25 protein-coding genes and 1 tRNA gene are annotated in these 26,653 nt (G+C 51.9%); 10 read left to right on the forward strand and 16 right to left on the reverse strand.

Annotated features, from left to right (window positions below; all coding sequences use genetic code 11):
• Window positions 1-19: 19 nt before the first annotated feature.
• The 6 genes from EDF78_RS15380 to EDF78_RS15405 form a co-directional block, all read right to left on the reverse strand.
• Window positions 20-1,207, reverse strand: coding sequence for an acetyl-CoA C-acetyltransferase (locus tag EDF78_RS15380; RefSeq protein WP_133823413.1), 1,188 nt, complete (start codon window positions 1,205-1,207; stop codon window positions 20-22).
• A 432-nt stretch (window positions 1,208-1,639) separates the two neighbouring features.
• Window positions 1,640-2,899, reverse strand: coding sequence for an integrase arm-type DNA-binding domain-containing protein (locus EDF78_RS15385; RefSeq protein ID WP_133823414.1), 1,260 nt, complete (start codon window positions 2,897-2,899; stop codon window positions 1,640-1,642).
• 197 nt (window positions 2,900-3,096) lie between these two features.
• A tRNA-Asn gene (locus EDF78_RS15390) sits at window positions 3,097-3,172 on the reverse strand.
• A gap of 143 nt (window positions 3,173-3,315) precedes the next feature.
• Window positions 3,316-4,092 carry a DgsA anti-repressor MtfA gene (gene mtfA / locus EDF78_RS15395; protein WP_133823493.1) on the reverse strand — a complete coding sequence of 259 codons (777 nt, stop codon included), beginning with the start codon at window positions 4,090-4,092 and terminating at the stop codon, window positions 3,316-3,318.
• Between the two features lie 305 nt (window positions 4,093-4,397).
• Window positions 4,398-4,592, reverse strand: coding sequence for a hypothetical protein (locus tag EDF78_RS15400; protein WP_123902718.1), 195 nt, complete (start codon window positions 4,590-4,592; stop codon window positions 4,398-4,400).
• Window positions 4,593-4,754: 162 nt separating this feature from the next.
• Window positions 4,755-6,197 carry a cyclic diguanylate phosphodiesterase gene (locus tag EDF78_RS15405; protein ID WP_233432838.1) on the reverse strand — a complete coding sequence of 481 codons (1,443 nt, stop codon included), beginning with the start codon at window positions 6,195-6,197 and terminating at the stop codon, window positions 4,755-4,757.
• Between the two features lie 354 nt (window positions 6,198-6,551).
• On the opposite strand from EDF78_RS15405, the gene aqpZ reads away from it, so the two are divergent.
• Both aqpZ and EDF78_RS15415 read left to right on the forward strand, forming a co-directional pair.
• Window positions 6,552-7,247, forward strand: coding sequence for an aquaporin Z (aqpZ, locus tag EDF78_RS15410; RefSeq protein WP_119827290.1), 696 nt, complete (start codon window positions 6,552-6,554; stop codon window positions 7,245-7,247).
• Between the two features lie 93 nt (window positions 7,248-7,340).
• On the forward strand, window positions 7,341-8,354 hold the full coding sequence (locus EDF78_RS15415) for an alpha/beta hydrolase (protein WP_133823415.1): 1,014 nt from the start codon (window positions 7,341-7,343) through the stop codon (window positions 8,352-8,354).
• 83 nt (window positions 8,355-8,437) lie between these two features.
• Here EDF78_RS15415 and EDF78_RS15420 read toward each other — a convergent pair whose 3' ends face one another.
• A complete protein-coding gene (locus EDF78_RS15420) occupies window positions 8,438-8,947 on the reverse strand; it encodes a phenolic acid decarboxylase (RefSeq protein ID WP_166654466.1) in 510 nt (169 codons plus the stop codon).
• A gap of 143 nt (window positions 8,948-9,090) precedes the next feature.
• Between EDF78_RS15420 and EDF78_RS15425 the strand changes: the two genes are divergently transcribed.
• The gene (locus tag EDF78_RS15425; protein WP_133823417.1) at window positions 9,091-9,990 is read left to right on the forward strand and encodes a LysR family transcriptional regulator; all 900 of its coding nucleotides are present in this window, start codon (window positions 9,091-9,093) and stop codon (window positions 9,988-9,990) included.
• On the opposite strand, the gene EDF78_RS25610 is transcribed toward EDF78_RS15425, so the two are convergent.
• Both EDF78_RS25610 and EDF78_RS15430 read right to left on the reverse strand, forming a co-directional pair.
• The gene (locus EDF78_RS25610; protein WP_162928684.1) at window positions 9,985-10,155 is read right to left on the reverse strand and encodes a hypothetical protein; all 171 of its coding nucleotides are present in this window, start codon (window positions 10,153-10,155) and stop codon (window positions 9,985-9,987) included. The two genes, EDF78_RS15425 and EDF78_RS25610, sit on opposite strands and share 6 nt — an antisense overlap.
• Before the next feature lie 75 nt (window positions 10,156-10,230).
• The gene (locus tag EDF78_RS15430) at window positions 10,231-11,877 is read right to left on the reverse strand and encodes a phosphoethanolamine--lipid A transferase (RefSeq protein ID WP_133823418.1); all 1,647 of its coding nucleotides are present in this window, start codon (window positions 11,875-11,877) and stop codon (window positions 10,231-10,233) included.
• Between the two features lie 360 nt (window positions 11,878-12,237).
• On the opposite strand from EDF78_RS15430, the gene lpxA reads away from it, so the two are divergent.
• Complete coding sequence (lpxA, locus tag EDF78_RS15435; RefSeq protein WP_229920957.1) at window positions 12,238-13,026, forward strand: acyl-ACP--UDP-N-acetylglucosamine O-acyltransferase; 789 nt, start codon at window positions 12,238-12,240, stop codon at window positions 13,024-13,026.
• 22 nt (window positions 13,027-13,048) lie between these two features.
• Here the strand turns inward: lpxA and EDF78_RS15440 are convergent, their stop codons facing one another.
• Genes EDF78_RS15440 through EDF78_RS15450 form a run of 3 tightly spaced genes read right to left on the reverse strand, consistent with a single transcriptional unit; the run spans window position 13,049 to window position 15,720 of the window.
• Window positions 13,049-14,071, reverse strand: a complete 1,023-nt coding sequence (locus EDF78_RS15440; RefSeq protein ID WP_119827282.1) for a DUF2891 domain-containing protein — start codon at window positions 14,069-14,071, stop codon at window positions 13,049-13,051.
• A gap of 12 nt (window positions 14,072-14,083) precedes the next feature.
• A complete protein-coding gene (locus tag EDF78_RS15445; protein ID WP_133823419.1) occupies window positions 14,084-15,034 on the reverse strand; it encodes a DUF979 domain-containing protein in 951 nt (316 codons plus the stop codon).
• On the reverse strand, window positions 15,031-15,720 hold the full coding sequence (locus EDF78_RS15450; RefSeq protein WP_013575240.1) for a DUF969 family protein: 690 nt from the start codon (window positions 15,718-15,720) through the stop codon (window positions 15,031-15,033). Before EDF78_RS15450 ends, EDF78_RS15445 begins: the two co-directional genes overlap by 4 nt.
• 557 nt (window positions 15,721-16,277) lie before the next feature.
• Here EDF78_RS15450 and EDF78_RS15455 point away from each other — a divergent pair.
• From EDF78_RS15455 to dsrB, 6 genes are all read left to right on the forward strand, one after another.
• Window positions 16,278-17,288 carry an AI-2E family transporter gene (locus EDF78_RS15455; protein ID WP_095921738.1) on the forward strand — a complete coding sequence of 337 codons (1,011 nt, stop codon included), beginning with the start codon at window positions 16,278-16,280 and terminating at the stop codon, window positions 17,286-17,288.
• A gap of 206 nt (window positions 17,289-17,494) precedes the next feature.
• Window positions 17,495-18,553 carry an NAD(P)-dependent alcohol dehydrogenase gene (locus EDF78_RS15460; protein ID WP_095921739.1) on the forward strand — a complete coding sequence of 353 codons (1,059 nt, stop codon included), beginning with the start codon at window positions 17,495-17,497 and terminating at the stop codon, window positions 18,551-18,553.
• 103 nt (window positions 18,554-18,656) lie between these two features.
• A complete protein-coding gene (locus EDF78_RS15465) occupies window positions 18,657-18,995 on the forward strand; it encodes a hypothetical protein (protein WP_095921740.1) in 339 nt (112 codons plus the stop codon).
• An 81-nt stretch (window positions 18,996-19,076) separates the two neighbouring features.
• On the forward strand, window positions 19,077-20,027 hold the full coding sequence (locus EDF78_RS15470) for an ion transporter (RefSeq protein ID WP_133823420.1): 951 nt from the start codon (window positions 19,077-19,079) through the stop codon (window positions 20,025-20,027).
• Window positions 20,028-20,325: 298 nt separating this feature from the next.
• Window positions 20,326-20,535, forward strand: coding sequence for a transcription antiterminator/RNA stability regulator CspE (cspE, locus tag EDF78_RS15475; protein WP_013575246.1), 210 nt, complete (start codon window positions 20,326-20,328; stop codon window positions 20,533-20,535).
• A gap of 394 nt (window positions 20,536-20,929) precedes the next feature.
• The gene (gene dsrB, locus EDF78_RS15480; protein ID WP_015697634.1) at window positions 20,930-21,127 is read left to right on the forward strand and encodes a protein DsrB; all 198 of its coding nucleotides are present in this window, start codon (window positions 20,930-20,932) and stop codon (window positions 21,125-21,127) included.
• 97 nt (window positions 21,128-21,224) lie between these two features.
• Here dsrB and EDF78_RS15485 read toward each other — a convergent pair whose 3' ends face one another.
• The 4 genes from EDF78_RS15485 to EDF78_RS15500 form a co-directional block, all read right to left on the reverse strand.
• Window positions 21,225-22,925, reverse strand: a complete 1,701-nt coding sequence (locus tag EDF78_RS15485) for a methyl-accepting chemotaxis protein (RefSeq protein WP_095925122.1) — start codon at window positions 22,923-22,925, stop codon at window positions 21,225-21,227.
• A gap of 245 nt (window positions 22,926-23,170) precedes the next feature.
• Complete coding sequence (gene rcsA, locus EDF78_RS15490) at window positions 23,171-23,785, reverse strand: transcriptional regulator RcsA (protein WP_095921743.1); 615 nt, start codon at window positions 23,783-23,785, stop codon at window positions 23,171-23,173.
• 389 nt (window positions 23,786-24,174) lie between these two features.
• The gene (locus EDF78_RS15495; RefSeq protein ID WP_133823421.1) at window positions 24,175-25,365 is read right to left on the reverse strand and encodes a glycoside hydrolase family 88 protein; all 1,191 of its coding nucleotides are present in this window, start codon (window positions 25,363-25,365) and stop codon (window positions 24,175-24,177) included.
• A complete protein-coding gene (locus tag EDF78_RS15500) occupies window positions 25,362-26,651 on the reverse strand; it encodes an oligosaccharide MFS transporter (protein ID WP_095921745.1) in 1,290 nt (429 codons plus the stop codon). The genes EDF78_RS15495 and EDF78_RS15500 overlap by 4 nt, the downstream gene beginning before the upstream one ends.
• Window positions 26,652-26,653: the final 2 nt, after the last annotated feature.

The raw sequence follows: 26,653 nt of genomic DNA on the forward strand, positions 1-26,653 counted from the left end.
ACCTCGATTAATATAAGATTTAACTATTAATATTTTCGACAATCATTGCGATTCCCATCCCTCCACCAATACATAATGTTGCTAATCCATAATGAGATTTTCTTCTTATCATCTCGAAAATTAATGTCGTAAGGATCCTTGCACCGGAAGCACCAATTGGATGGCCTAATGCTATTGAACCGCCATTGACATTTACTTTCTCAACGTCCCACCCTAATTTTCTGTTTATACAAATCACCTGTGCTGCAAAAGCTTCATTGACTTCTATTAAATCTAAATCTTCTATTTTTAAATTTGCTTTTTTAAGCACTTTTAGAGATGCTTCTATTGGCCCAGTCCCCATTAAACTAGGTTCAACCCCTACTTCTGCCCAGGCGATGATTCTAACCATAGGATTCAACATTAATTCACTGGCTTTTTTTTCAGACATTAAAATTACTGCTGATGCCCCATTGTTTATACCAGTCGAATTTCCTGCTGTGACGGTGCCATTTTTATCAAATGCTGGTTTTAAAGAATGAAGTTTTTCTAGTGTCGTATTTGGCCTTGGAAACTCATCTTTATCAAAAACTGTATCTGTAACATTATTTTCCAAAAATAATGGAACAATTTCATTAATAAATTTCCCTTCATCAACAGCTTTTCGACATTTTTGTTGGGAACCATAAGAAAACTCGTCTTGTTCATCTCTTGTTATATGAAAGTGATTTGCTATATTTTCGGCGGTTACACCCATATGACATTTACTATATGCATCACTTAATCCATCGTTAATAAGTGTGTCAATTAGTTTTAAGTCGCCAATTCTTTTCCCTGTACGAGAACCTGACAGAATTCTAGCGGCCATGTCCATATTTTCTTGACCACCGGCGATGACAATATCGGCATTGCCGCATTTAATATCATCGTATGCTAACGCTATTGCTTTTAAACCTGAACCACATACTTCATTAATGGTATAGGCACAGGTTTCAATAGGTAGTCCAGCTTTCAATGCTGCCTGTCGGGCGGGGTTTTGTCCAAGTCCTGCGGTGAGGACATTCCCCATAACAACTTCTTGAATAATTTCTTTAGATATTTTGACTCTATCAACTAGCCCCTTTATTACTTCTGCCCCTAAGTCAATTGCTGGAAAGTTTGATAGACTTCCCCCAAAAGAACCAATAGCAGTTCTTGCCGCTGATACAATAACAACATCGTTAGCCATACAGTCTCCAATAATTTATTATTTCATTTGTTTTACTCCATTGAAAATTTGACTTCATCACTCCTTAACATTTTTTGGGGTGATTTTTCTCACCCGTTTAAGTTAATTATTTGTGATAAATTATTTTTTTCCATTAACATCCGCAACATGTAACTTTGTTCTTTGTTTTATTAGCAGAACCAAGTCCCTCAAACAAAAAAGGAAATTACCAGAGTAGGCCTCTGTCTATTGCTTAAAGTAACCTGCTTGTTATGCGGTAGTGATGTACTGAAATGTGGGGGGTTCAACCACAGTTTTGCGGGCTAATTTGTTTTAGCAATGTAAGAAGTTCTGTTTAAGACATGATGCTAGCTAATATAAAAAGCAGAACACTAAACGACCTGTTCTGCTTTTATTGTATTCGTCAATTACCGATATTCCTAATTAGGATATTTATCTTTTCTGCACCCGGCTCCATACATAAGGAGGCAGAAAAGCATCCCTGCATGCATCCAGATAATCCGACCACCATTGCATCATCGCTTTACGGGCATCGAGATATTCTGCTTTATGGATGTAAGCCGCTCGAACGCTATTGCGTTCCTGGTGACTCATCTGCCGTTCAACCGCATCCTGTGCCCATAGACCAGACTCCATCAGGGCACTACAGGCCATTGCCCGAAATCCGTGGCCGCAGATTTCATCTTTTGTGTCATAGCCCATCAGGCGTAGCGCCTTGTTGACCGTGTTTTCACACATCGGTTTATAAGGATTGTGATCGCCGGGGAATACCAGCACCTGATGACCTGATATTTCCCGTATCTGTTCCAGAATAGTGATGGACTGACGGGAGAGTGGAACGATATGTGGAGTACGCATTTTTGCACCACGCCCAGAGTAGCGGACACCGGGGATGGACTCGCGAGTGGCAGGAATGGTCCAGATTCTATTTTTGAAATCGATCTCAGACCAACGGGCGAAACGCAGTTCGCTGGAACGTATGAACAGGTGCAGGGTGAGTGATACTGCCAGGCGGGTTAGTTCTCGTCCTTGCTGATAGTCCTCTATGCGAGCCAACAGCTCCGATAGTCGCTCCAGTGGAAGGGCAGGGTAGTGGCGTTTAACGGGAGGGGCGATGATACCGTCCAGATTTGCCGCCGGATTGTTATCTATCAACTCCTGATGCACGGCATGGCGCATGATGTTGCACATATGCTGCCGGGTACGTGCCGCTACTTCCAGCAAACCTTTTTGCTCAATGCCTTTCAGAAGATCGATAAAGTGACGAGGTTTAAGTTCACTTATCGGCAGGTGTCCAATCACGGGGAATATATGATTGTTCATACTGGCAAGCAGACGGGCTGCATGGTTCTCTGACCACGTTCTGTTGCTTTTATGCCAATCTAGTGCCAGATACTTGAAGGTTTTTTCTGGCGAGGAAGTGGCTCTTTCAGCACAACGCTGATGTGCTGGATTAATATTCTGCGCCAGCAATTTACGGATGCCGTCACGCTGTTGACGAGCATCAGCCAAAGACACGTCAGGGTAGGCGCCTAAGCCAAGGCGAGATTCTTTTCTATTGATACGATATTTGAGATACCAGAGACGTGAACCGCCTGGATTGGCCAACAGATACAGACCGTGAGAATCGGAAACTTTGAAGGGTTTTATGGATGATTTTAAGTTGCGGATTTTTGAGTCTTTAAGAGACATTTGGGGGCCACTACGTCATCGAACCAACATGACCCCAAATCTGACCACCCAATTATCCCGATGCGGAGGATAAACTAGAAATGCATCTGGAAGATTTTTCACACTAAACTATTGAATCTGAATCATATAAATAATCGCAACGATGCAAGAAAAACAAAAAGCCCGCTTAAGTTTCCTTAAGCGGGCTTCTCTAAATTTGGCTCCTCTGACTGGACTCGAACCAGTGACATACGGATTAACAGTCCGCCGTTCTACCGACTGAACTACAGAGGAATCGTGTGAACGGGGCGCATGATATCCAGAGGGCTGCGGAGTGTCAACGCTAAAATCACTAAAACCCGCCGACTGCTCAGCAACTAAGCAATGTCGCCATAAAAGGCCCTCATACGTGCCAAAATTCCCCGGGATTGTGCTGATTAACAGTCGCAGCGGTGGCCGCGAAGTTGCCTTGCCAGCGGGTCCTGCTGATAAAAACGGGTGAAATGACCGTATACCAGCGGAAATCGTTCTGAAAGCAATTCTGGCGCACTAAAGAAGTATTCCGAGAGGACGGCAAAACATTCTGCCGGATCGGTGGCGGCGTAGGCATCCATGCTGGCGGCCTCTTCGCCCACGGTGTCGATCTCGTCCTGCAGATTCTGCATGGCGGCCTGCAAATCGTGTTCCCATGACACCACTTCGCGCAGAGGAATAGGGGGAATACCACTGACTTCACCGCCGTTGCGCATATCCAGTTTGTGCGCGGCTTCGTGGATGATCAGGTTAAAACCGGAGTTATCAAACGAGTCCTCGATATCTTGCCAGTTGAGCACAATCGGCCCCTGATCCCAGCTTTGACCGGCGTGTATTTGCGAACCGGCATGGACCAGACCGTTTTCGTCCTGCCACGGGGAATCGACCACAAACGGGGAAGGGTAGAGCAAAATCTCATGAAAACCGTCGAGCCAGGATGCGCCGAGTTCCATCACCGGCAGCGCAAACAGCAATGCGATCCGCGCCTGCATCTGCTCTGTCAGCACAATGCCCTGTAACGGCACCAGCCGTTTTTGTTGCAGCAGCTGGCTGGCAACCTGCACCAGACGCTGTTGCTCGTCCTCGTTCAGGGAAGATAAAAGCGGAATATTCAGAGCGTCATTCCACGCCTCTGATTTCTCAATTTTCAGGTCATTCGCTTTCCACGGCCACTTAATCATCATCTTGCTCGCAAAGTGATCATTCGGATTATCAGCAGGGTTCCCCGCCAGAGTACTCCAATACAAGTAACTTCAACAAGTTAGCTTCGCTATCAGACGGAAACTGTGTGGATGTTACACATCGGCGGATTTTAAGCAAAAAGCGCGCGCATCTTATAAGACGTAGCTCACGTTATTAGTCTAGTCACAGAGTCCGCAACGTGCCCGCAACGGGAGAAATGCGCGGGCACGTCAGGCTCCTTATGCTGATGACTATGAAAAATCCGACCGGAAAATGCCGTTATTATTCACAGTGCAGGCAGGGACTATAAATAGTTGCTGACCTGGGTCTCGATATTCTCTGAGGTGGTTTTGAATTCTTTTGCCAGTAAGGCAATAAAGGCATCCCGGTCAATATGTTCTACTTTTCCGTCGTGGTAACAGTCTGAAAAAGAAACATAAAGTCCGTTCTTAAAACCTATCTGTACGCTTTCACCTTCAAGGGGAATGTTTTTCATCATCGATATCCTTCACAACATGACGTTGAGCTGAATAATTGAAAACAGAGTTGCAGGTGTTTTTGTGGGCTTATTTAACCGCCGCCCGTCGTGACAATATAGTGCAGCGAACCGGGCGTCTGAACTGTGATCGCAGACGGGATTTACCGCGTCCGCACCGCAGCGTTATGTCAGCCATTTGTCGATGAAGTCATCGGGGGCGACCGGCTTTCCGAAAAAGTAGCCTTGCAGGAATTCGAGCCGGTAAGGCGCGAGATAATTGACCTGTGTCTGGGTCTCGATGCCTTCTGCCACAATGATCATTTGCAGGCGTTTGGCGAGGTCGATCACGTTATCGACGATATGCCCGGCCAGCGCATCCGTGCCGATACGGCCAATAAAGCTCTGGTCGATTTTTAATATGTCGATATGGAATTTTTGCAGGTACGCCAGGCTGGAATGGCCGGTGCCAAAGTCATCCATGGCGATCAGCACGCCCATTCTGCGCAGGGCGCGGAACAGGCTGTGTGTCACCTCGCCGGGTTCAATCAGTTCCCGCTCAGTCAGTTCCAAAACCAGATTGATCGGGTTCTCCCGGAACGCATCGATAAAGGCTTTGCAGTCCTCCGCCAGCGTCAGATCTTTGAAGTGTCCCGCGCAGATATTAAAGCCGAAATGGAAATTTTTAGGCAACTGCGCGGCAATCGGACCGAACTGCTCCCGCACCTGGGCCATGATCGAGCGGGTCATCGGCACAATCAGGCCGCTCTCTTCGGCCAGCGGAATAAACTGGTAAGGCGGGATCAGACCCGACTGCGGATGCTGCCAGCGCATCAGCACTTCCGCACCGGTGATCTCATGAGTGGTGCCGTCCACCACCGGCTGCAAATACGGAATGAACTGTTTTTTCTCCAGCGCCGCTTTCAGCGCGGAGGTCGGGTTGCCAAAGCGTCCCAGCAGGATGTAGGTCATAAATGCGATGAAAATGCTGACCAGCGGAAACAGCACCAGACTCAGGCTGGCGTAATCGAAGATATAATTCCAGTGGTCACTTTTGCGGATCACCAGCCGCACTTCATAAGGATAACGCTGCGACGTCAGCGCCATTCTCTCGCCGTCCGGCCAGTCAGTCCCCTGATGAATTTTGCCCTGGCTGTCCATCCACTGATCGCCGACCTGCAATATCAGATACGCGTGCGTGCTGAGCAGCCGGAGAATGTTATGCAGAAAATATCCATCGACGCCGATCAGAATGCCGCTGTCGTTCACATCATGGCGGTAGGCGATCAGCGGATGGTCCGGCGTGACGCTGTTGCCGCTCATCAGCATCAGCTGGCCGCCGGTGTAGCGATCGTTCGAGATATTGTCCGAGCGCGGGCCGAATAAGGAGGTGCAATAAATGGTGTGCTGGCGGTACAGATTGACGGTGCGGATGTTTGGTACCCTGGCGACCTGCCAGCGCAATGCCTGCAGGGTGGTCGGGTCGCAAGGTTGTCCGATCAGGTGTTCGACCGCGCCGGAGGCGATGGCCGCGTTATCGAGCGTCATATCAACCAGTCTGACGGATTGTTGCAGGCTCGCGCGGGTGTCACGGCGCAAGCCCTGAGAGGTTTGCCATGAAATTGCCAATATCCCCAGGGCTGCGACCACAATGAAAGCCAGTACAGAGAGGCAAATCCGGATGTGCGGTCGGTTTAACCAGTTTAAAGCCAAAGGGATATCCACCAGTGAGCGCGAGAGAAAGAAATTTCGTCCAGTTAATATAACCTATAATAGAGTTATCTACTGCGACAGCCCGATAAGAAGGCCAAAATCACACCTCAAATAATCTCATTTTTGATGCATATCATGAATATTTCAGTGTTCAACTATTTTTGGTTTTAATCAAAAATAGTGGGCGTATTATCCCGCTTTTAGCTTTTGCTATGGCAATTAAATGTGGCTAAAAGGGAAATTTCCCATATATGACGCAGGGGTTTTACTATGTTGAAGAGATTATCTGCCGAGTTCATCGGCACGTTCGTTTTGGTCTTTGGCGGGTGCGGTAGCGCGATTTTTGCTGCCGGATTCCCGGCGCTGGGCATCGGTTTTGCCGGTGTGGCACTGGCGTTTGGTCTGACCGTATTAACCATGGCGTTTGCGGTCGGGCATATTTCCGGTGGTCATTTCAATCCGGCAGTGACGCTGGGTTTATTCGCTGGTGGACGCATTCCTGCTGCGGATGTGGTGCCTTACATCATTTCACAGGTGCTGGGCGGTATCGCAGCGGCCGCTGTGCTGTATGTGATCGCCAGCGGTCACGCCGGTTTTGATGCCACGGCCAGCGGTTTTGCCTCAAACGGTTATGGCGAGCATTCCCCGGGGGGCTACAGCCTCGCGGCGGCGATGACCATTGAAGGCGTGCTGACCGCCGTGTTCCTGATCGTGATCCACGGTGCGACAGACAAACGCGCACCGGCCGGTTTTGCGCCGGTTGCGATCGGTCTGGCGTTAACCCTGATCCACCTCATCAGCATTCCTGTGACCAATACGTCCGTTAACCCGGCGCGCAGTACGGCGGTGGCGCTGTTCCAGGGCACCTGGGCAATCCAGCAGTTGTGGATGTTCTGGCTGATGCCGCTGGTGGGTGGCGTCGTGGGGGGACTGATTTACCGTTACATTCTGCAATCGAAAGACTGACGCAGACAGCGTTAAGTGGTTTTCCTGACGGCGTAAAGTTTGTAGCATAAGGCTTTACGCCGTCTGTTCAGTGAACACCACCAGGACAATCCGATGCTTCCCCGTTTTAAACTGCTTCTCTGTGCCGCTGTTTTATCCTTTTCCGCCAGTCAGGCTGCTGTGGCTGCCGATGCCCCGACGTACGGGCCGCAGTTACAGGGTTTTGACTATCCGTATCCGCTGAAGCAATTTTCCTTTAACTCGCAGGGCGCGCCGCTGCAAATGGGTTATCTCGATGTTTCACCCGCTGGTCGCAAAAACGGCCAGACGGTGGTGCTGATGCACGGGAAAAACTTCTGCGCCGCCACCTGGGGGGGCACCATCAAATCGCTGGTCAGCCACGGTTACCGCGTGATCGCGCCGGATCAGGTGGGGTTTTGTTCATCAACTAAACCTTCCCATTACCAGTACAGCTTCCAGCAACTGGCGACCAATACCCATGATTTGCTGAAAAGCCTGAAGATCACCAAAGCCGTGATTGTCGGGCATTCCACCGGCGGGATGCTGGCGACGCGCTACAGCCTGATGTTCGCACCGGAAGTCTCAAAACTGGTGCTGGTCAACCCGATCGGGCTGGAAGACTGGAAAGCCAAAGGCGTGCCGTACCGCACGGTGGATCAGTGGTATGACCGTGAGCTGAAAACCTCTGCGGAGAGCATTAAGCAATACGAGCTGAAAACCTATTACGTGAATAAGTGGAAGCCGGAATATGACCGTTGGGTGGATATGCTGGCGGGGCTGAATAACGGGCCGGGGCATAAGCTGGTGGCGTGGAACTCCGCGCTGATCTACGACATGATTTTCACCCAGCCGGTCTTCTACGAATTCAAAAATCTGCGTGTGCCGACCACGCTGATGATTGGCACGTCAGACACCACGGCGATTGGCAGTGACATTGCGCCACCTGCGGTGAAAGCCAAAATCGGTCATTACAAGGTGCTGGGTAAACAGGCCGCAAAACTGATCCCTCATGCGAAACTGATTGAATTTAAAGGTCTCGGTCACGCACCGCAGATGGAAGAGCCGGAGAAATTCAATGCGGCGCTGCTGAAAACGCTGGCACACTGAGACGTCTTTCCGTCTGAAATCCGCAGCATAAAAAACCGCAGCCTGGTCGGACTGCGGTTTTTTTTATGTATGCGGTAATGCGATTAACGCAGGTTGTCCGGGAAATTAGCCGGTAATTCACTGGCCGCGCAATCAATCACGGTGTCGTTATCCGCACCGCAGTCACGCACAAAAGTGATGGTGGCGAATTCGTCGATCACTTCGGTCGGATACGCCGGTCCGGCATCGCGATAGGAATTCATCAGCGGAATGTGATCGTTCTGGAAGCAGACGGTTTTTTCCGGATTGTTCATGATCCAGCGCGGGAAGAAGATGGTGCCGTGGAAAACGTTATCGGCCAGATTCACAATCAGGCTGACATCGGTGCCGGTCGGTTCTGTCCACGAAATTTTGTAGACGTCGGCGGCCACACGCACGATATACGCCTGCTGGTCTTTCACCCAGCGGTTACCGACGAGGCCGCTGTGAATACGGTAATCCAGGGTCTGCGCGTTTTTCACGTAGATTTCATAGTTCCAGCCGTTGTCATAGGTGTAAACCACGTGTTTGCCGATGAAACCGCTCAGGTCATGTTTATCAAAGTTGCTCATTATTATTCTCCTTAACTCAGTGTGGGGTGAAACCTGTTGTTTCGATAAAGAGAATAGTACGCGCTAAAAAACGGATAAAAAAACGCTGATTTCAGATGAAAATCATCTAAAATTCCGATGGGATAATTATCGGGAGAACCGACGTTATGGCACTGCCACGTACCACACTGGAACAATGGGTCGTATTACAGACGGTGATTGAGGAGGGGAGTTTCGCGCAGGCGGCGACAGTGCTGAACCGCAGTCAGTCTTCGGTCAGTTATGCCCTGAGCAGCTTACAGACGCGTCTCGGCCTGCCGTTGCTGGAAATCAGCGGACGCAAGGCCACGCTCACCGAACAGGGGCGAGCTTTGCTGACTCAGGCCGCGCCGCTGATCTCGGCTTTCCTGCAACTGGAACATCGCGCCGCCGGGCTGAAAGGCGGCACGCGCACCGAAATGAGTCTGGTGGTCGACAGCGTGTTTCCGAAAAACCGTTTGTTCCGCGCGCTGAAAAATTTCCAGAGTCAGTTTCCGGATACCCGCGTGCATCTGACGGAAATTCTGCGCGGAGAAAGTATTGAGCAACTCAGGGAACGGTCGGCGGATTTGTATATCACTACGCTGGCGCCGGAACACGCCATCCACGGACGCTTTCTGCTGGATGTGGATTTTGTGCCGGTGGCGAAAAGTGATCATCAGCTGATGAGCCTTCCTGTGCCGCTGACTGCAGAGGATCTGGCGCGTTTTCCGCTGATCAGCGTGGCTGACCGGCATTCCCCGCCCGGTGAAAATCCCCGGTCGGGCACCATGGCCAGCTGGACATTTACCACGGTCGGCGCGGCGACAGAAGCCATTGCGGTCGGGGTAGGTTACGGCTGGGTCCCGCTGGAAAGTGTGGAAAACGCGCTGGAGGGCGGTTTGCTCAGCCGTCTGGCATTATCAGCCCGGACGGTGAGGCAAACGGCGCTGTATATGGTGATGGATAATGAATCAGAGCGGTATGATAAAACCGTCAGCGCGCTGTCAAAAAGTATTCTGGCGGAGTGCGGCACACCCCATTTATAAGTTTTTGCGGGCATAAGGCTGCATCAGGTCACGGAGGATTTGCATCCTTTTTTCCACCGGAATATACAGCCAGCGGCGTATACCGGTTTTTGGCGTGTTGTCCTGTTTATCGCTGCGGATAAACATCTTTTCAAGGTTTTTAAGGTCTGTTTCAAGACTGTCCATTTTTATTCTCCATGCGTTAGCGGGTGTAAAACTAACTTACGCCCGCAAAAGCGGAATAAAAGCGGACAGCTTTTTTTAATTGTTCAGGTTTTCTTGCGCAGCGCGACAGCCCGCCAGAATATCCAGTAGCGGATCGCGAGCCGACGTCTGCACATTCATCGCGCTCAGAACGGTGTGGAACAGATTGTCCTGCGATACATCCTTAGTGGCGGCGTTGGCTTTCAGGCAGGGCAGGTCGATGCCCTGCGCCTTGAGATACCCTTCGGACAACCAGAACAGCATCGGCACATGGGTCTGCTGCGGCGGCGCCACGCGGTATGGCGTGCCGTGCAGATACAGGCCATTTTCACCCAGCGATTCACCGTGGTCAGACAGGTAAATCACCGCCACGTTGTACTTATCCTGATACTGCTTCGCCTTCTCAATCACCTGCGACACCATGTAATCGGTATACAGCAGGGTATTGTCGTAGGTATTTACCAGCTGTTCCTGCGAGCAGTTTTCGATGTCGCTGCGCGGGCAGTCCGGCGTGAACTTGCGAAACGACGGCGGATAACGTTTGTAATAGGTCGGGCCGTGGCTGCCGATCAGGTGCAGGGCGATCAGGGTATTTTTGCCGTCCGGCTTGATATCGTCATCGATATTTTGCATCAGCGCCATGTCATAACAGGTCTCGCCATCGCAATACTTACCGTCTTTTTGGGTATCAATCGTCACGTTCGGCACGCGGTCGCAGACGCCCTTGCAACCTTCATCATTGTCTTTCCAGAAGACAGAAACCCCGGCCTTTTGCAGGATATCCAGTAACCCTTCGCTGTTACGCGCCCGGTTGGCATCGTAATCCGTGCGCTTCATGTCGGAAAACATGCAGGGCACAGAAATCGCCGTGGCCGTGCCGCACGAGGTCATTTTATGGAAGAACACCACATCGGGAATGGCCTGCGTGTACTGATTGGTCGGTTTGGCATAGCCGTCAGATGACTGGTTCTGCGCCCGCGCGGTTTCACCCACCACCAGAAAGAGCAGATTCGGTTTCTGCCCCGGTTGCTGCACCTGCTTTGCATCGTTGCCAAGGGTGCGGAACGGCATCTTAGCGGTGAAATACCGGTGATTCATGTACTGGAAGGCGCTGTAGAGATAGTTGGTCGGCACGACTTCCAGATTCAGGGTGCGGTTGTTACGGCCGACGGAGGCGTAGTCTTTGTAGAAAATACCGGCCACCGAAGCGACCACCAGCAGCGAAATCACCATCGAAACCAGACGCACACCGAGGCGGCGCAAAGGTGTTTTATCGTAGCTGACCGGGGTTAAAAACAGCAAAATCGCTGGCAGGATGCCGGTGAACACCAACCACAACACCACTTTCATATTCAGATACGAACCGGCTTCCGCAGACTGCGTCTCAAGAATGTTTTCAATCATGCCGCGATCAAAGACCACCTGAAAAGTCATCATCGCAAAACTGGCCAGCGCACTGACCGGTAATACAATCATAAAGAAAGGCTTAAGCAGCGGGCGGAAACTGAACGGGGTGAAGACAAAGTTCAGTGCCGCAAACAGCACCACCGGAATGGTCATGGCAAAGGCCAGGTTGTACGCCGGTAACGCATGCAGGATGCGGTAAAAATGTAACAAAATTGGCAGGTTAACAACGAAAGTGAAATACAGGCTAAGGAGCAAAGTCAGCTTAAAGTAGCTGATTTTCGGGAATAAATAGCGCAATGACGACTCCCAACAGGATGACGATAACCGGGGTTACGCAGAGGTAAACATAACGGGGGTAAATGAATTGTTGGGTATCCTAGTGACTGAAGCTTAAGAAAGCCTTAGTGCGTCTGGCCTTAGCGATTCGTGCTCACGGCGTTCTGAAAAGGTTCAGAAAATAAATAAAATATAAGAGGCAGGGTTTGCGGGCCGGAAGCCTTATGCTGTGCGGCATAGCGATGACCGTGAACAAAAAACCATCAATCGTTTATACCTCTCTGAGTGCGTTTTTCTCCGCTCATTTTGACCTTCCCCTGATTAATCCTGACCGGTTAATTCACCACTGACAGCCTGCCGGTTGTCAGAAGGATGTCTGCGTTGATTTCATCTTCGGCCACAATTGCGGCCAGCAGTATCATTGAACCCGGCGTCATTATCGGCCCGCACGTTGTGATCGGGCCTTTCTGTTTCATTTCCGCCGGTGTGCATATCGGCGAAGGCAGTTGCATTGCCTCCCATGTCGTCATCAACGGCAACACCAAAATAGGGGCAGATAACCAGATCGATATGGGATCGTCGATTGGCGAAGTCAGTCAGGATCTGAAATACGCCGGAGAACCGACCGGGCTGGAAATCGGCGACGGCAACCGCATTGGTCGCCACGCCACACTGCATCGCGGCACCGCGCAGGGCGGTGGCATGACCCGCATCGGTCACGGCAATGTCTTTGCACGCGGCGTACATATCGGCCATGACTGTCAGGTAGGGAACGCGACAGTAATCGGTGAAAACAGCGGTCTGGCCGGGCATGTGATGCTGGGGGATGATGCCCGGATTGACGCGATGTGCGCGGTGCATCAGTTTTGTATCGTCGGGGCCGGTTCACATTTGCTGACCGGCACCTGTGCCGTGCAGGATGTGCCGCCGTTTGTGCTGGCGGGCGGCAACCGTGCCGTGCCGAAAGGCATTAATGAACAGGCCGCCGCTTTCCGGCAGGCAGATGCCGCGCAGCAAAATGTGATCCGCTATCTGTACGATTTGCTGTATCACCAGCAGGCGGCGGTGGAGGAGGTCAAAGCGGAAATTGAGCGGCTCAGCGTGGAATACCCGTTACTGTGCCACTTCAATGAATTCTTCCTCCATTCCGCGCGCGGGATTGTGCGCTGACGGAAGGAGGAAGGGCTGGCGGTCAGGCGTCGAGCGCCAGCAGCGCAAAGGTCGCCAGCCAGTGTTCGCCCATATACGTGCTGTCGAGATGGTCCAGCGCGCTGTGCAGATGGGCTTCGGCGGCCTGACGCAGCAGCGCAACGCGCGGATCACCCGCCGGCAGCGCCGAAGCCAGCGAACGCTGACACCAGGCGCGGCTGAGGTTCAGCCCGTCGAGATGGCCGATTTTGCCGTCGCTGCGGTCGGTGACCGTGGCGGGGGTGAACAGCGTGGCAGGCTGGCTGTGCGCCAGATCCGGCAGGAAGCGCCCGAACCAGGTCACAAAAGCCTCGCCCGGCAACACGCGGCGCATCAGTTCGGCCTCCATCAGCGACGGCGAAAGGAACTCATCGCCGCCCGGTTCCCACGCCTGACAATGTACATCCCCGAGATGCCAGCGCAGGGCCGTTTCTTCAATCAGCGCGGTCAGTGTGTGATGCTTTACGCTGCGGGCGTAATCATGCGTTAACGCCAGCGCAAAGGCCGTATTAAAGTGGCTGCCGACGCGCAGCGGATACGTGGCTTTGGGCAAAAATTCCGCCATGCTTTTTTCAAAGAACCGGCTCATCGGTGCCAGCGTTTTCGCCCATTCCGCTGCCTGCGGCAAGGCCATTTCATGCAGTTGCTGCGTCAGCGCCAGAAACCATGCCCAGCCGTATGGCCTTTCAAATCCGGCATGCTGCGGCTGTTGCAGATAGGCCATTTCTCCGGCGACATTGTCTGGGGTGAAATGCTGACCGATCACCGCCATGATTTTTTCCGCCTCCGGCAGTTGCGGAAAACGATCCAGCAGGCGCAGCAGCAGCCAGTAGCCGTGCACGCAGGAATGCCAGTCGTAGCTGCCATAAAAAATCGGGTGCAGCTGGCGCGGTGTCCGGGCGTCAGCCGCGCTGCTCATGGCATGCATCAGCTTGTTCGGAAACTCCCGCGTTAAATGGTTCAGCGCCAGTGAGGCAAAACGTGACGCCATTTCCGGCGTCAGGGTGGTGCTCTGTTGCGTCGTCATCGGCTTTCCTTATCAGAAACGGAACACAAAGAAATACATAAAGGCGGTGTTAACCAGTAACAGCAGGACGCCGGTTTTCCACTGCGCCTTGATCACGCCATTTTTATCCTGTAACTCCAGCAATGCGGCGGGCACGATGTTGAAGTTGGCCGCCATCGGGGTCATTAATGTGCCGCAGAAACCGGACAACATGCCGATCGCGCCCATGATCGCCGGGTTTCCGCCAAGCTGATTGACGATCAGCGGCAGACCAATACCGGCGGTCATCACCGGGAACGCGGCAAAACCGTTACCCATGATCATGGTGAACAGCGCCATGCCGAAGGTGTAGGCGATCACAATCGCCAGCGGCGAACCGAGCGGAATGATGTTTTTGACCAGATCCGACACCACGCCACCGACGCCTGCCAGCGCGAACAATGCGCCGAGGGCGGCCAGCATCTGCGGCAAAATCGCTGCCCAGCCGACGGTATCCATGGTTTGTCCGCCCGCTTTGACGGCTTTGACCGGCGAATCGCGCAGCATAATCAGCGCCACGAAGAAGGCGACCAGCGTGCCGAGAACCAGTGAAATCAGGGTGACGTTTTTGGTTTCCACCAGCGGCGTGTATTTCAGCGTCAGGGTGCCAATCAGGGTGACCACCGGGATCATCAGCGCAGGAATAAACAGCTTATTACCAAAGCGTTTGGCACCCGCTTCACGTTTTTCCACTAACGCTGGCTGTTCGCTGTCGGTTTTGCCTTTGCCCAGCTTTCCGGTACCGGCAATGATCGCCAGTAAAATCGCCATGCAGCCGGTGACAAAATGCGGCAGCTCAGCGCCGAACAGGAAAGTCACGCCGTAAATCCCCCAGAACAGCGCGTTAACATAACGGCGTGAATTAGATTTATCGCGCACATTAAAGAACGCGTAGGCGCAGAACATCAGGCCCGCCAGAATATAGACTGTTTGTAAGGTGATCATTTCGCGGCGCTCCCGTGGTGAACGTCAAAACGTTTAGCCAGTGAGCGGTCAAGCAACCACAGACGAATAAAGTGAATAATCAGTGCGGCAATGGCGGTCGGGATCGCCCAGACAGAAAGGTGCAACGGCTCCACATTAATACCGTATTGCTCCAGAAAACCTTTAATCAGCAAAATGGATTGCACGGCGATAAAAATATCTTCACCGAAAAATACCGCCACGTTATCTGCCGCAGCCGCATGTGCACGAATTTTCTGGCGCACATCATTCGGTAAATCACCGTATTTGGTGGTCGCCGCCGCCTCTGCCATCGGCGCGATCAGCGGGCGTACCATTTGCGCGTGACCGCCCAGTGAGTTGAGGCCCAGAGCTGCCGTCATCTGACGCAGGAAGAAGTACAGCATCAGCACGCGGCCGGTGGTGGCGGCATGGACTTTGGAGATCAGATGCCGCGCCTGTTCTTTCAGGCCGCTGCGCTCGAGAATGGCGATCACCGGCAGGGTCAGCCAGATCAGCCCCATATAGCGGTTATCGGTAAAGGCTTTACCGAAAGCACTGATGATATCGATGGTATGCATGCCGCCCGCCAGACCGGTAGAAATACCGGCAACGGTGACCACTAATAATGGATTAAATCGCAGTGCAAAACCCAGCACGACGATCGGAATACCAATTAAAACCCACATAGTCTGTCCCTCAATAATGTTGCGTTTGTCTTATTTTTTTATGGATTTCACGTTTATCTATACGCGGGTAATAACTGCGGGTTATTACATAGAACAGATGCGTATAAATAAAAGTGTGAGGCGGAAAGTAACAAGCGTAAACGGTGAACGCAAGACGCAAACACATGGCGCGTCACAGGAAATTATTCTTTAAATTTGGCGGAGTGTAATCTGGCAATATATCTCACTGGTGCGGGAAATATTTGTGGTGAATCTGACAGGCAGCGGCTGGAATATCAGAATAAATAACCCGGCCATCTGAGCGGATCAATTAAAGATAAGCAAAGACGGCTTATTCGTCATCTTCAGTTTCTCGCGGCTTAATTCAGACAGACTCTTTTCGAGACTTTCGGATTTTCTTTATCCGCTGCTCACCGGCGATGTCAGAAGACGCAGCCTCACTGTCAAAATTTTCTTACCTGTTTAGGTGACAGGGAGATTGCGCGCTGAGGTTAGGTGCTATGATGTCAGCCGCGCCAGGGCAAGACCTGGTACTCAGAGATTTAAGGATACAGGCAATGCAGATTATGAGATCGAATCAAATTCGCTGGCTCAGTGTTTTGATTGTGATGAGCGGGCTGTTACTGATTCTTCCTCTTCATTTACTGGCATGTTTTATCGCCGGTTTTTTAGTGTTTGAACTCATTAATGCGCTCACACCGTACTTTCAGAAAATTATCAGCGGCGAGCGTGCCCGCTGGCTGGTGGTGGCGATTATCGGCACGCTGGTCATCAGTTGTCTGACGCTGGCCATTGCCGGTATTGCCGATTTCCTGATGGAAGATATGCGCAATCCGGTGGCCTTTAATGCGATGGTGTCGCGGTTACTGACGGATGCGCAAAGCCGCCTGTCGCCGGTGCTGTTGCATTATCTGCCCGCCAATATTGAAGAGTTGCAGCGCAGTTTCCTGCAATGGCTGCGCGAGCATATCGTGATGATTCAGGCCGTGGGCAAGAACGCCGCGCATGTTTTCCTCACGATGATCATCGGTATGATCCTCGGGGCGATCATTTCGCTTCAGCAACCGCGAAAAGGCGAGCTGCACGCGCCGCTGAAAAAAGAGCTGTTGCAGCGGATGCATCTGCTTGGCGAAGCCTTCCGCAATGTGGTTTTCGCCCAGTTCCAGATTTCATTGATCAACACCGTGCTGTCGGGCATTTTCCTGTTCGGCATTTTACCGCTGTTCGGCATTCATCTGCCGCTGGCGAAAACACTGGTGGTGGTGACGTTTGTCTGCGGGCTGTTACCGGTGATTGGTAACCTGATTTCCAATACGCTGATTTTCATTGTCGGCTTGTCGCTATCCCTGTGGGTCGGGGCGCTGGTACTGGCCTATCTGATCATCATTCATAAAGTGGAATACTTCCTCAATGCGCGGATTGTCGGCAGCCGTATCAAGGCGAAATCCTGGGAAGTCTTGCTGGCGATGCTGGTCTTTGAAGCGGCGTTCGGTATCCCTGGCGTGGTGGCTGCACCTATCTATTACGCCTATCTGAAAAGCGAACTGAAAGAAGCAGGTCTGATTTAATCCTTTCTGAAAATGTGGCGCCGTGAGGTTCATGGCGCCACTGTCTGGTCTCTGTACGATCTCCCTTAAACATCCTGAAAAAAACAGATTCAGGCAAGCAATCGCGAGAATCGTTATATCTGTTCGTCATCTTAAGCCGTCATACTTTACGGGTGCCTGCCTTTTTGCGGGCATGAAGTATTCCGTAAACCAATCAGGAGATAAAAATGACGCTTAACGTTCGTGGTTTCGCTGCCCTTTCAGCGGATGCGCCTCTTGCGCCTCATAATTTTGTTCGCCGTGACCCGCGTGATACCGACGTTGTGATCGACATTTTGTACTGCGGTGTGTGTCACTCCGACATCCATCAGGCGCGTAATGAATGGCATCAGAGTATTTATCCGATGGTTCCGGGGCATGAAATCATTGGCCGCGTGAAACAGGTTGGCGCGAAAGTGACCGGCTTTAACGTCGGCGATACCGTGGGTGTCGGCTGTATGGTCGATTCTTGTCAGCACTGTGAGTCCTGCGCGGAAAACCTGGAACAGTACTGTGAAGAAGGCGCGACCATGACCTATAACAGCCACGATCGTCATGACAACATGATGACCTACGGCGGTTATTCCGAACAAATCGTGGTTTCTGAAAAATTCGTGCTGCGCGTTTCTGAAAAACTGGACATCAAATCTGCCGCACCGCTGCTTTGCGCCGGTATCACGACGTACTCACCGCTGAAACACTGGAAAGTCGGTAAAGGCCATAAAGTGGCTATCGTCGGTCTGGGCGGGTTAGGGCACATGGGCCTGAAATTTGCGAAAGCACTGGGCGCCGATGTGACACTGTTCACCCGTTCCAAAGGCAAAGAGCAGGAAGCTTACCGTCTGGGCGCTGACCACGTTGTGCTGTCTACCGACCCGGAACAAATGGCTGCCGTGAAAAGCCACTTCGACTTTATTCTGGACACCGTGCCAAATCCGCATGACCTGAATCCGTATCTGGAAACCCTGAAACGCGACGGTACGCATATTCTGGTCGGTCTGATCGAGCCAATCGAACCTGCGCTGCACAGTGGCAAACTGGTCGGTGGCCGTAAAACCGTTGCCGGTTCCCTGATCGGCGGTATCGCTGAAACGCAGGAAATGCTGGATTTCTGTGCTGAGCATGACATTTCCTGTGATGTGGAAATGATCGACATGCAGGACATCAACGGCGCGTATGAACGTATGCTGAAAAGCGACGTGAAATACCGCTTTGTGGTGGATATGGCTTCGCTGAAAAATGCCTGACAGGGCGTGTTGAGCCGAAATTTGTGCTTTACACGTTTCTGTGACTTCTCCCCTTGAAAGCGCGGTGGTATCCTGCTGCCTTTCGCCGGGCGAAGGAAAACCAGTGGCTAAGAGTTTTGATGAACTCATCAGAGACATGGATCTGATGATTGAACATGTGGACAGCCTGAAAAACTTGCCACCACGGGCAGCGCAGACAACGGCTGCTGACAAACCTGCGTACGACTCTTTCGGCGAGATTTTCGCGCTGAAAGCCGTCATGCGGGCTTTTATCTCTTCAGTCGACACCATTGTAAAAGTGCAGATTGCGAAGAAAGTTGAGCAGGACATCGGCCATCTGGAAAATACCGTACGGTCGATTGGCGGCGGCAGCGCAGATGCTGATGACGTGGCGCAAATCACGGCCTATGTCCGTCACGCCGTGTCTGAGTTAATGGATTAACGCTCCGCTCAGTCTGACTTCCGGCCAGTGAACACCGGTCACATCGTGTATCAGAATACACCCTGTGACCGGTGTTTTTTTATGGACTTTTTCCCCGTAGGCGCGGCGGCCAAAAGCGTCTATTCTTGCCAGTATTCTCTTCTGCCGGTACCGGATATGGCCCAGGATTACCGCTTCTTCGCGTCAGCACGACGCAAATGCTATGCCCTTTTATTTGAACACCGCACCCGCAGCGGCCGCCGGATGGAAACATTCTGGATTGTGATCTCGCTGCTGAGCGTGCTGTTTTTGTTCATCGAATCGAGCGCCAGCGATCTCTTCCCGGATACACCGGATATCCTGTATCGCTTTGGCCTGATGGAAGTGGCCTTCACCGTGTTGTTCACAGTGGAATATGTGCTGCGGGTTATTTCCTCGCCGCGAAAAATCCGCTATCCGCTGAGTTTCTTCGGCATCATCGACCTGTGTACCGTGTTGCCGATGTATATCATCTGGCTGTTGCCTTCGGTCGCCGTGTCGCCGGACCTGGTGGTGCTGGTGCGTCTGCTGAGGGTATTGCGCGTGCTGCGGGTACTCAAGCTGCTGCGCTATATGAATGACGCCGGGATTTTGTGGCGCAGCCTGATGCGTGCGCGGCGCAAACTGGGCATCTTCTTCGGCTTTGTGGCCATTATATTGTGTCTGTTCGGCGGGCTGATGTTTGCGGTGGAAGGCGGCAAGGACGGATTCACCTCGCTGGGCGCCTCGGTGTACTGGGCTGTGGTGACACTGACCACGGTCGGTTATGGCGATATTACGCCGCATACGGCGCTGGGGAGAATGCTGGCGTCGGTGCTCATTTTACTGGGGTATTCCATTATTGCGGTACCGACCGGGATTTTGACGGCTTATATGTCACAAGAGTTAGAAAAAGGGCGTGCTGCCCGTTCTTGTCAGACTTGTCTGCATTCCGGCCATGAAATAGATGCAAAATTTTGCGCGCATTGCGGCGCGGTATTGGCGGCAGATAATTCCCAACCTGTTGAAAAATAGCCTGATAATTGCTCATTCATTGTACTGGTTGGTACATATTTCGACTATTTTTGGTGTTTACCGTGGCTTTGCGTTAAAAAGAGTTGCTATTAAAGGGCAGTCATGAGTAAATACATACCGGCCTGTGGTACAGACCTATTTATGCACGACATCCTGAGTAAAGTTGTTCCAATTTAAAGCGTTATCCATGATAACCCTGCTCTGACGAATTTCCTTCTTAGTGCCTCCATAAGTAACGACTGAAATCCGGCTATAACATGCCCATGGTGGCGAAATTTATTTTTAAAAGGTAATTCCTATGTCAATGATGAAAGGTCAGGTTAAGTGGTTTAACGAGTCTAAAGGCTTTGGCTTCATCACTCCTGCTGACGGCAGCAAAGATGTGTTCGTACACTTCTCCGCTATCCAGGATCAAGGTTTCAAGACCCTGGCTGAAGGCCAGAACGTACAGTTCACTATCGAGAACGGTGCTAAAGGTCCGTCTGCGGCTAACGTTACCGCTATCTAATCTTGCTTTACCGCTGTTTCAGCGATAAACGTAAAGATGACAAAAACCCGCATGCGCGGGTTTTTTTACGTCTGTTGTTTGTCAAACTGACCGGTGTGCTTTTGTGAGGGGCTGACGGATTTCCCCCGGAACCTGACAAAAGGACAAAAAAAAGCCCGCATAGTGGCGGGCAAAAATATTTCTTATGACATTCATTTTGTACTCCCTCGGGGGTGAGCACGCTGTCAGTATAAAAGAAATGAAAGTCAGGATTCTGGCGTCAAAGTGTTAAGAAAATGCAAATTCATCACGCAGGGTTATTTTAGGGTTTTCGGGTTAACTTTTCCTTTCTGCCATGCCTTTGTACGGCGGTCTGTACTACACTATACCTAATTGAAAACCATGGGATAACCTGATGAAAGTTAATGATCTTGTGACAGTAAAAACCGATGGCGGACCACGCCGCGAAGGTAAAGTCTTAGCCGTAGAGGAATTTTACGAAGGCGTCATGTATCTGGTGTCGCTGGAAGACTACCCGGCAGGTATCTGGTTCTTCAATGAAGGCGACACCAAAGACGGCACTTTCGTCGAACCGCGCGAAGGTTCGGAGTAACGTTTTCGCACCCTCTGCGCATAAAAAAATACCGGGGCAATCAGATTGCCACCGGTATTTTTTTGCCTGTCACCTGATAAAAAGGCGTGATGAAGGATCAGAAGGTTTCCCAGTCAGGGTGCCCGCTGACACCTTTGGGTGAGCGGGATGCCGGCGCGGGTAGGGTACGTGATGCCGCCGGACGCTGTGGCGCGGCACTTCGCGTACTGTTGTCCAGACGGAATACCGCCACGGCCTGCGTCAGACGTGCGGCCTGTTCTTCCAGCGACGCGGCTGCCGCTGACGCTTCCTGCACCAGCGAGGCGTTTTGTTGCGTCACGCCATCCATCTCTGAGACCGCCTGGCTGACCTGACTGATCCCGCGACTTTGTTCGTCCGACGCCGAGGCGATTTCGCCCATAATGTCGGTCACATGGCCGACGGCGGTGACGATTTCAGACATCGTATCGCCCGCATCACCGACCAGAATGCTGCCTTCGCCGACGTAATCGACGGATTCCTCGATCAGCGCTTCGATTTCTTTCGCGGCCTGCGCACTGCGTTGCGCCAGATTGCGTACTTCACTGGCAACGACGGCAAATCCGCGACCCTGTTCCCCGGCGCGGGCGGCTTCCACGGCGGCATTCAGCGCCAGAATATTGGTCTGGAAAGCAATGCTGTTAATCACATTGGTGATTTCGGCGATTTTGGTCGAACTGCGGGAAATCTTATCCATAGTCGTGACAACGTTCGCCACAATATTGCCGCCTTTCTGCGCTTTACCGGAGGCGTCAGCGGCCAGTTTGCTGGCGTGATGGGCGTTTTCGGAGTTCTGTTTCACCGTCGCCGTCAGCTGTTCCATGCTGGCAGCGGTTTCTTCCAGCGCGGCGGCCTGCTGCTCGGTACGGGAAGAAAGATCGGTATTGCCCGACGCAATCTCCGTCGAACCCTGATAGATCGACACTGCGCCTTCACGCACGGTCAGCACGGTGGAAGCCAGCGACGTCTGCATTTGCTCCACGTTACTGCTCAGTACGCCGATTTCATTGCGGCCATTGCTCTGCGCCGGTTGTGTCAGGTCGCCTTCGGCAATTTTCTGGATGCGGGTCACCAGCCTGTTCAGCGGATTAATAATGACTTTGCGCATCACCAGATAAGTAATGAAGGTCAGCACCAGCGCCAGCAGGAAACCGCCGCCCATCAGGGTATAACCGAGAACGGCGTTACGCTGCGCTTTATCATTGATGGCATTGGCGGTTTCGGTGCGATAGGCAATCGCCGCCAGCAACGGCACGTTATTGGCCAGATCCAGACCGCGCACCGTTTCGGCTTCCTGAGAAATCACTTCCTCGAAATGGGCCTGTTGTGCGGAATCCAGCATCGGCGTCATACCTTTGGTCAGGTACGCGCTGTAGGCCACTTTCAGCGGCTCATCCAGCGCCCGGTCTTTATCGGTTTTATTGGGCCGGTTGATGTAGGTATCAAAGGACGATTGCGACTGTTTGATGCGGCTGGCGGCGTCAGTCAGGTTCTGTTTAAACACATCCTGATCGCCGATACGCGCGGCGGCAGCGGCCTGAATAAGCAGTAACCGCGCGGTGCGCAGATGGTTAGAGCTGTTGGACAGCGCCAGGCGGATTTGCAGTTCCTGCGTCGCGTTGGCCAGGGCGGCGTTACTTTGCTTTAAGAAGAAACCGGAGGTGCCGATGGAAACCGCAAAGAGGAAAAGTATCCCGGTGAGGATCAGGCTGATCAGGGTGATAAGGCGAATATTGCTGATAAAAGAGGTTCTGGTATTTAAAAGTGTAGGAGTATCCATTTTATTTTGTTCCGCTCTGGTGATCCTGTAGACCGCCTGTTCCGGGCGATCAGTGACAGCGATAAAGGCATTGCCAGCGGGCAAGTCCGGCCGTGACGAAAAAAACGCCATAAGGTGTCATCGGCATTCAGGCGGAGGGATTCAGTTTATATTTGTGGCGCAGATCTCATTTTCAGAGATTAATCCGGATCACTACAGGCCACGCGATCGCATAGCCTGTAGCGGGAACCCAAAAAGGGAGAGGATTAATTCACATAGATGCCGTTCGTGAGCTGATCACATAAGCGGACGACGTGATAAATAATGTGCTTATTCGGTGATTTTATTTTCCTTTTAATATTTCCCTTATAAGAGGACACCGTTTTGGTCTTAATTTGTAGCTTGTCAGATATTTCAATGGTGCCGTTGCCGGACATCCACATTCTGAGCATCGCCGATTCAGAGCGGCTCAGCATGACGGGCCGGGTATCGAGCACTCCGCTGATGGCAGGATCCTGCGCCTGCGGCAGTAGCGGATGATTCATCAACAGTTTCAGTGTGCCCGCCTTAATTGATTTCGAGGTGATAATCACGTTCTTACGAACGAAAATATACTCTTCGAAATGAATACGTGTGCGCGACATGAAGATAAAAAACAGTGTTTCCGGGTGTTCGTTGATCAGTTCTCCCAGTCGTTCTTTATGGCCCGAATGGGACGATATGCAATCCTCATTAATAAAAACAATGGAAGGATTCAGTCTGGCGCAACCATTGAGCAACTGATCGAAATGGTTGACGTAACTGACGTCGTGATCACTGGCAAGAAATTGTTGCAAGCCGAGACGCGTATACCGGCATGGATCCAAGATTATCGTTTGCATAGTAAGTCCCCATAGGACGTCCCTGTTCTGCATAATGATTGGATTCTCAGGTGTCAGCACAAAAAGCACAAACTGCGTGCTGGCTCTACTTTTTGCATGAAAATTGACCGGTTGGAAGTGATTTTTTTACCCCTTCCGGGGCATGGAGGATTTTGATTAATTTGGTTTATGTCAGGATTAACTTTGTGACTGTACAAAGAAATCGCCACAATTCAGACTATTCTTAATGGATGTAAGGACATAGAAGAAAGGCTTATGGAGTGGGATGTTACAGTAACACGCTGGAACACTTAGCATTCCGATGATGACCTTGCTTATCCTTAAAAACAATTCACGAATGAAAATGGCAGGAAAAACGGACGCAGTGCGTAAACACTGCGTCACAGCGATCACCAGTAAGACTGCCAGCACTGGGTCACGCGTGTCAGGGCTTCGACATAAAAGTAGTCGCCCCAGCTGCAACACTCATCGACGCCTTTGCCGCTGGCCATGTGATAGACCGAATGCTTAAGCAAACCGTCACAATCTTCTTCCTCAGACGTCAGATAGTTCTCAGTCAGCGAATCCATAATGCGCAGCGCCATTTCCTCGTAACAGGCACGTTTGTCATCGGTGACGGGCAGGGTGGTGGCCAGACTCAGCAAGCCGCACACGGCGATGGCTGCCGCTGAACTGTCGCGAACCGCGTCAGTGCCGAGCAGGGCTAAATCCCAGTGGCAGACATCATCTTCCGGCAAGCGGTTGAGGAAGTAATGCGCCAGACGGCGGGACAACTCGACGTGATCCGCATCGCCGGTATAACGGTAACTGAGCAGAAAGCCGTAAATACCCCAGGCCTGTCCGCGTGACCAGCAGGAATCATCGGCATATCCCTGATGGGTATTGCCAAAGCGCGGTTCGCCGGTGACGGTGTCCATGTAATAGGTGTGATAGGTCGAGGCGTCAGGACGGACAATATATTTCGCCGCCTGTTCAGCGTGTGCGCGTGCCGCCTGAGCAAAACGCGGTTCACCGGTTTGCTCACTCGCCCAGTACAGCAGCGGCAGGTTCATATTACAGTCGATAATCATCCGTCCGGCCTGTTCCGGATCCTGCAAATCTCCCCATGCCTGAATGATTTTCGCGGTGGTATTGAAACGCTCCATCAGCGCCTCGGCGGCCAGCAGCGCGAAGCCACGGGCCTGACGGTTGCCGGTCAGTTTAAAGGCGCTGACGCACGACAGGCTGTAGAGAAAACCCAGATCATGCGTCGCGGTATCAATGCGGTTGGCGATGCGGTTACCAAAAGAGGTCACCTGTTTTTCCGCCGCGTGACGATACCGGTCGTCGCCGGTCATTTCCCACGCCAGCCACAGTTGTCCGGTCCAGAAACTGGTGGTCCACTCGACATTTTCCGTCAGCGGATAATGGCCGTTCACGCAGGTTTCTGCCGGGAACTTATCGCCGAACTTCTCCAGATTACGGGAAATTTTGCTCAGTACCGTCTGGCGCGCCCGCTGCATTTTTTGCGCAAAGGCGATCCTGTCCAGCTGATTCAGTTCCACGGGCAGTAACGTCTCTTTCGCGATGGTGATAGTCATACTTTCTCCCTTTCCATTCCAATAGTCTCAAGGTCAACCTGTTCCGCCGGTGCGGGGACGCCGGAGCGCAAACTGTGACAGGCAGATAAGGTGAAGGCGGAAATCAGCGTAAAGCACAGTGCGATGCCGCCCATAATCAGATACGTGTGTTCAAAACCGATGCGGTCGTAGAAGTAACCGGCTGGGGGCGCGACGACAATCGAGCCGACGTAAATCATCGCCTGATAGCCCAGCAGATACATGGTGGCGTTGACGCGTTTACTGAAATGCTCGGCGATGTACTTGAACACCGACACCAGCAGCAGCGCGATTTCTAGCCCGTAGAAGGGCTTAATAATGGAAATCAGCAGCGGATCGTTGGTCAGCCCGGACGCAATCAGCCGCAATCCCACCAGCGCGCCGACCAGCAACAGGCTTTTCTTGGCACCGAAATAGTTCACCAGGAAAGGGATCACCATCATCATCAGAAACTCAAGGCCGGACTGTACGGTGCTCAGATAGCCGTACCAGGCGTTGCCTTGCTCTTTGGTGGCGAAGAAGGTGACGAAGTAGCGTGAGAATTGCTGTTCGGCAACAAACATCATCCACGCCACACCGGCGACATACAGCGAGAACATCCAGAACTTGCGGTTTTTGAGCAGCAAAATCACATCGCTGAAGACGATTTTTTGTTGCGAGATCACATCGTTATTTCTCAGTTGCTCATCGCCGATTTTCAGCGACAGCAATACCGCCAGCATCACCAGCGAGGTGGCGCTGCTTAGCCCGAAGTTCCAGGCCGGAGACAGATTAAACAACACGCCTGAGAACGAGGCGGCCAGCGCCCAGCCCAGCGATCCCCACATGCGCACCTGACCAAATTCCATGTGATACAGACGGCTGAAACGGTCGGCGTACGATTCTGATGCCGCGACCCCGGCGTACCAGCCAAGACTCAGATACAGCGCCCCGACCACAATCCCGACCATCAGATGGCTGTCCAGCAGAGGCTGATAGACGAAGATAAAGAACGGCGCCATCAGGGCGGAAACCAGCACCACAAAATAGAGCAGTGATTTGCTCATGCCGATTTTGTCCATGATATAGCCGTAAACCGGCTTCATGATCACCGCAAATACGCCATTAATGGCGAACACGGTGCCAATGCTGACGCTGTCCAGCCCGGCTTTTTGTCCGAGCCACAAGGCGTAAAGCCCGAAGCTCGATGACCAGGTGAAGAAATACAGGAATATAAAGCTGCTCATTTTATAGTAAGCCGTTTTACTGGCTGTTTTTATGGCTTTCATAG

This window comes from Rahnella sp. BIGb0236 (assembly GCF_004364755.1).
Classification (GTDB): Bacteria; Pseudomonadota; Gammaproteobacteria; order Enterobacterales; family Enterobacteriaceae; genus Rahnella; species Rahnella victoriana.

Excerpts from the sequence above, each read along its gene's own strand:
- cspE (WP_013575246.1), top strand. The coding sequence starts at position 20,326 with ATGTCAATGATGAAAGGTCAGGTTAAGTGGTTTAACGAGTCTAAAGGC.
- EDF78_RS15400 (WP_123902718.1), bottom strand. The coding sequence starts at position 4,592 with ATGATGAAAAACATTCCCCTTGAAGGTGAAAGCGTACAGATAGGTTTT.
- EDF78_RS15380 (WP_133823413.1), bottom strand. The coding sequence starts at position 1,207 with ATGGCTAACGATGTTGTTATTGTATCAGCGGCAAGAACTGCTATTGGT.
- EDF78_RS15440 (WP_119827282.1), bottom strand. The coding sequence starts at position 14,071 with ATGACGACGCAACAGAGCACCACCCTGACGCCGGAAATGGCGTCACGT.
- EDF78_RS15455 (WP_095921738.1), top strand. The coding sequence starts at position 16,278 with ATGCAGATTATGAGATCGAATCAAATTCGCTGGCTCAGTGTTTTGATT.
- EDF78_RS25610 (WP_162928684.1), bottom strand. The coding sequence starts at position 10,155 with ATGGACAGTCTTGAAACAGACCTTAAAAACCTTGAAAAGATGTTTATC.
- dsrB (WP_015697634.1), top strand. The coding sequence starts at position 20,930 with ATGAAAGTTAATGATCTTGTGACAGTAAAAACCGATGGCGGACCACGC.
- EDF78_RS15495 (WP_133823421.1), bottom strand. The coding sequence starts at position 25,365 with ATGACTATCACCATCGCGAAAGAGACGTTACTGCCCGTGGAACTGAAT.
- EDF78_RS15470 (WP_133823420.1), top strand. The coding sequence starts at position 19,077 with ATGGACTTTTTCCCCGTAGGCGCGGCGGCCAAAAGCGTCTATTCTTGC.
- aqpZ (WP_119827290.1), top strand. The coding sequence starts at position 6,552 with ATGTTGAAGAGATTATCTGCCGAGTTCATCGGCACGTTCGTTTTGGTC.
- EDF78_RS15425 (WP_133823417.1), top strand. The coding sequence starts at position 9,091 with ATGGCACTGCCACGTACCACACTGGAACAATGGGTCGTATTACAGACG.
- EDF78_RS15500 (WP_095921745.1), bottom strand. The coding sequence starts at position 26,651 with ATGAAAGCCATAAAAACAGCCAGTAAAACGGCTTACTATAAAATGAGC.
- EDF78_RS15460 (WP_095921739.1), top strand. The coding sequence starts at position 17,495 with ATGACGCTTAACGTTCGTGGTTTCGCTGCCCTTTCAGCGGATGCGCCT.
- mtfA (WP_133823493.1), bottom strand. The coding sequence starts at position 4,092 with ATGATTAAGTGGCCGTGGAAAGCGAATGACCTGAAAATTGAGAAATCA.
- EDF78_RS15415 (WP_133823415.1), top strand. The coding sequence starts at position 7,341 with ATGCTTCCCCGTTTTAAACTGCTTCTCTGTGCCGCTGTTTTATCCTTT.
- EDF78_RS15485 (WP_095925122.1), bottom strand. The coding sequence starts at position 22,925 with ATGGATACTCCTACACTTTTAAATACCAGAACCTCTTTTATCAGCAAT.
- EDF78_RS15385 (WP_133823414.1), bottom strand. The coding sequence starts at position 2,899 with ATGTCTCTTAAAGACTCAAAAATCCGCAACTTAAAATCATCCATAAAA.
- EDF78_RS15445 (WP_133823419.1), bottom strand. The coding sequence starts at position 15,034 with ATGATCACCTTACAAACAGTCTATATTCTGGCGGGCCTGATGTTCTGC.
- rcsA (WP_095921743.1), bottom strand. The coding sequence starts at position 23,785 with ATGCAAACGATAATCTTGGATCCATGCCGGTATACGCGTCTCGGCTTG.
- EDF78_RS15450 (WP_013575240.1), bottom strand. The coding sequence starts at position 15,720 with ATGTGGGTTTTAATTGGTATTCCGATCGTCGTGCTGGGTTTTGCACTG.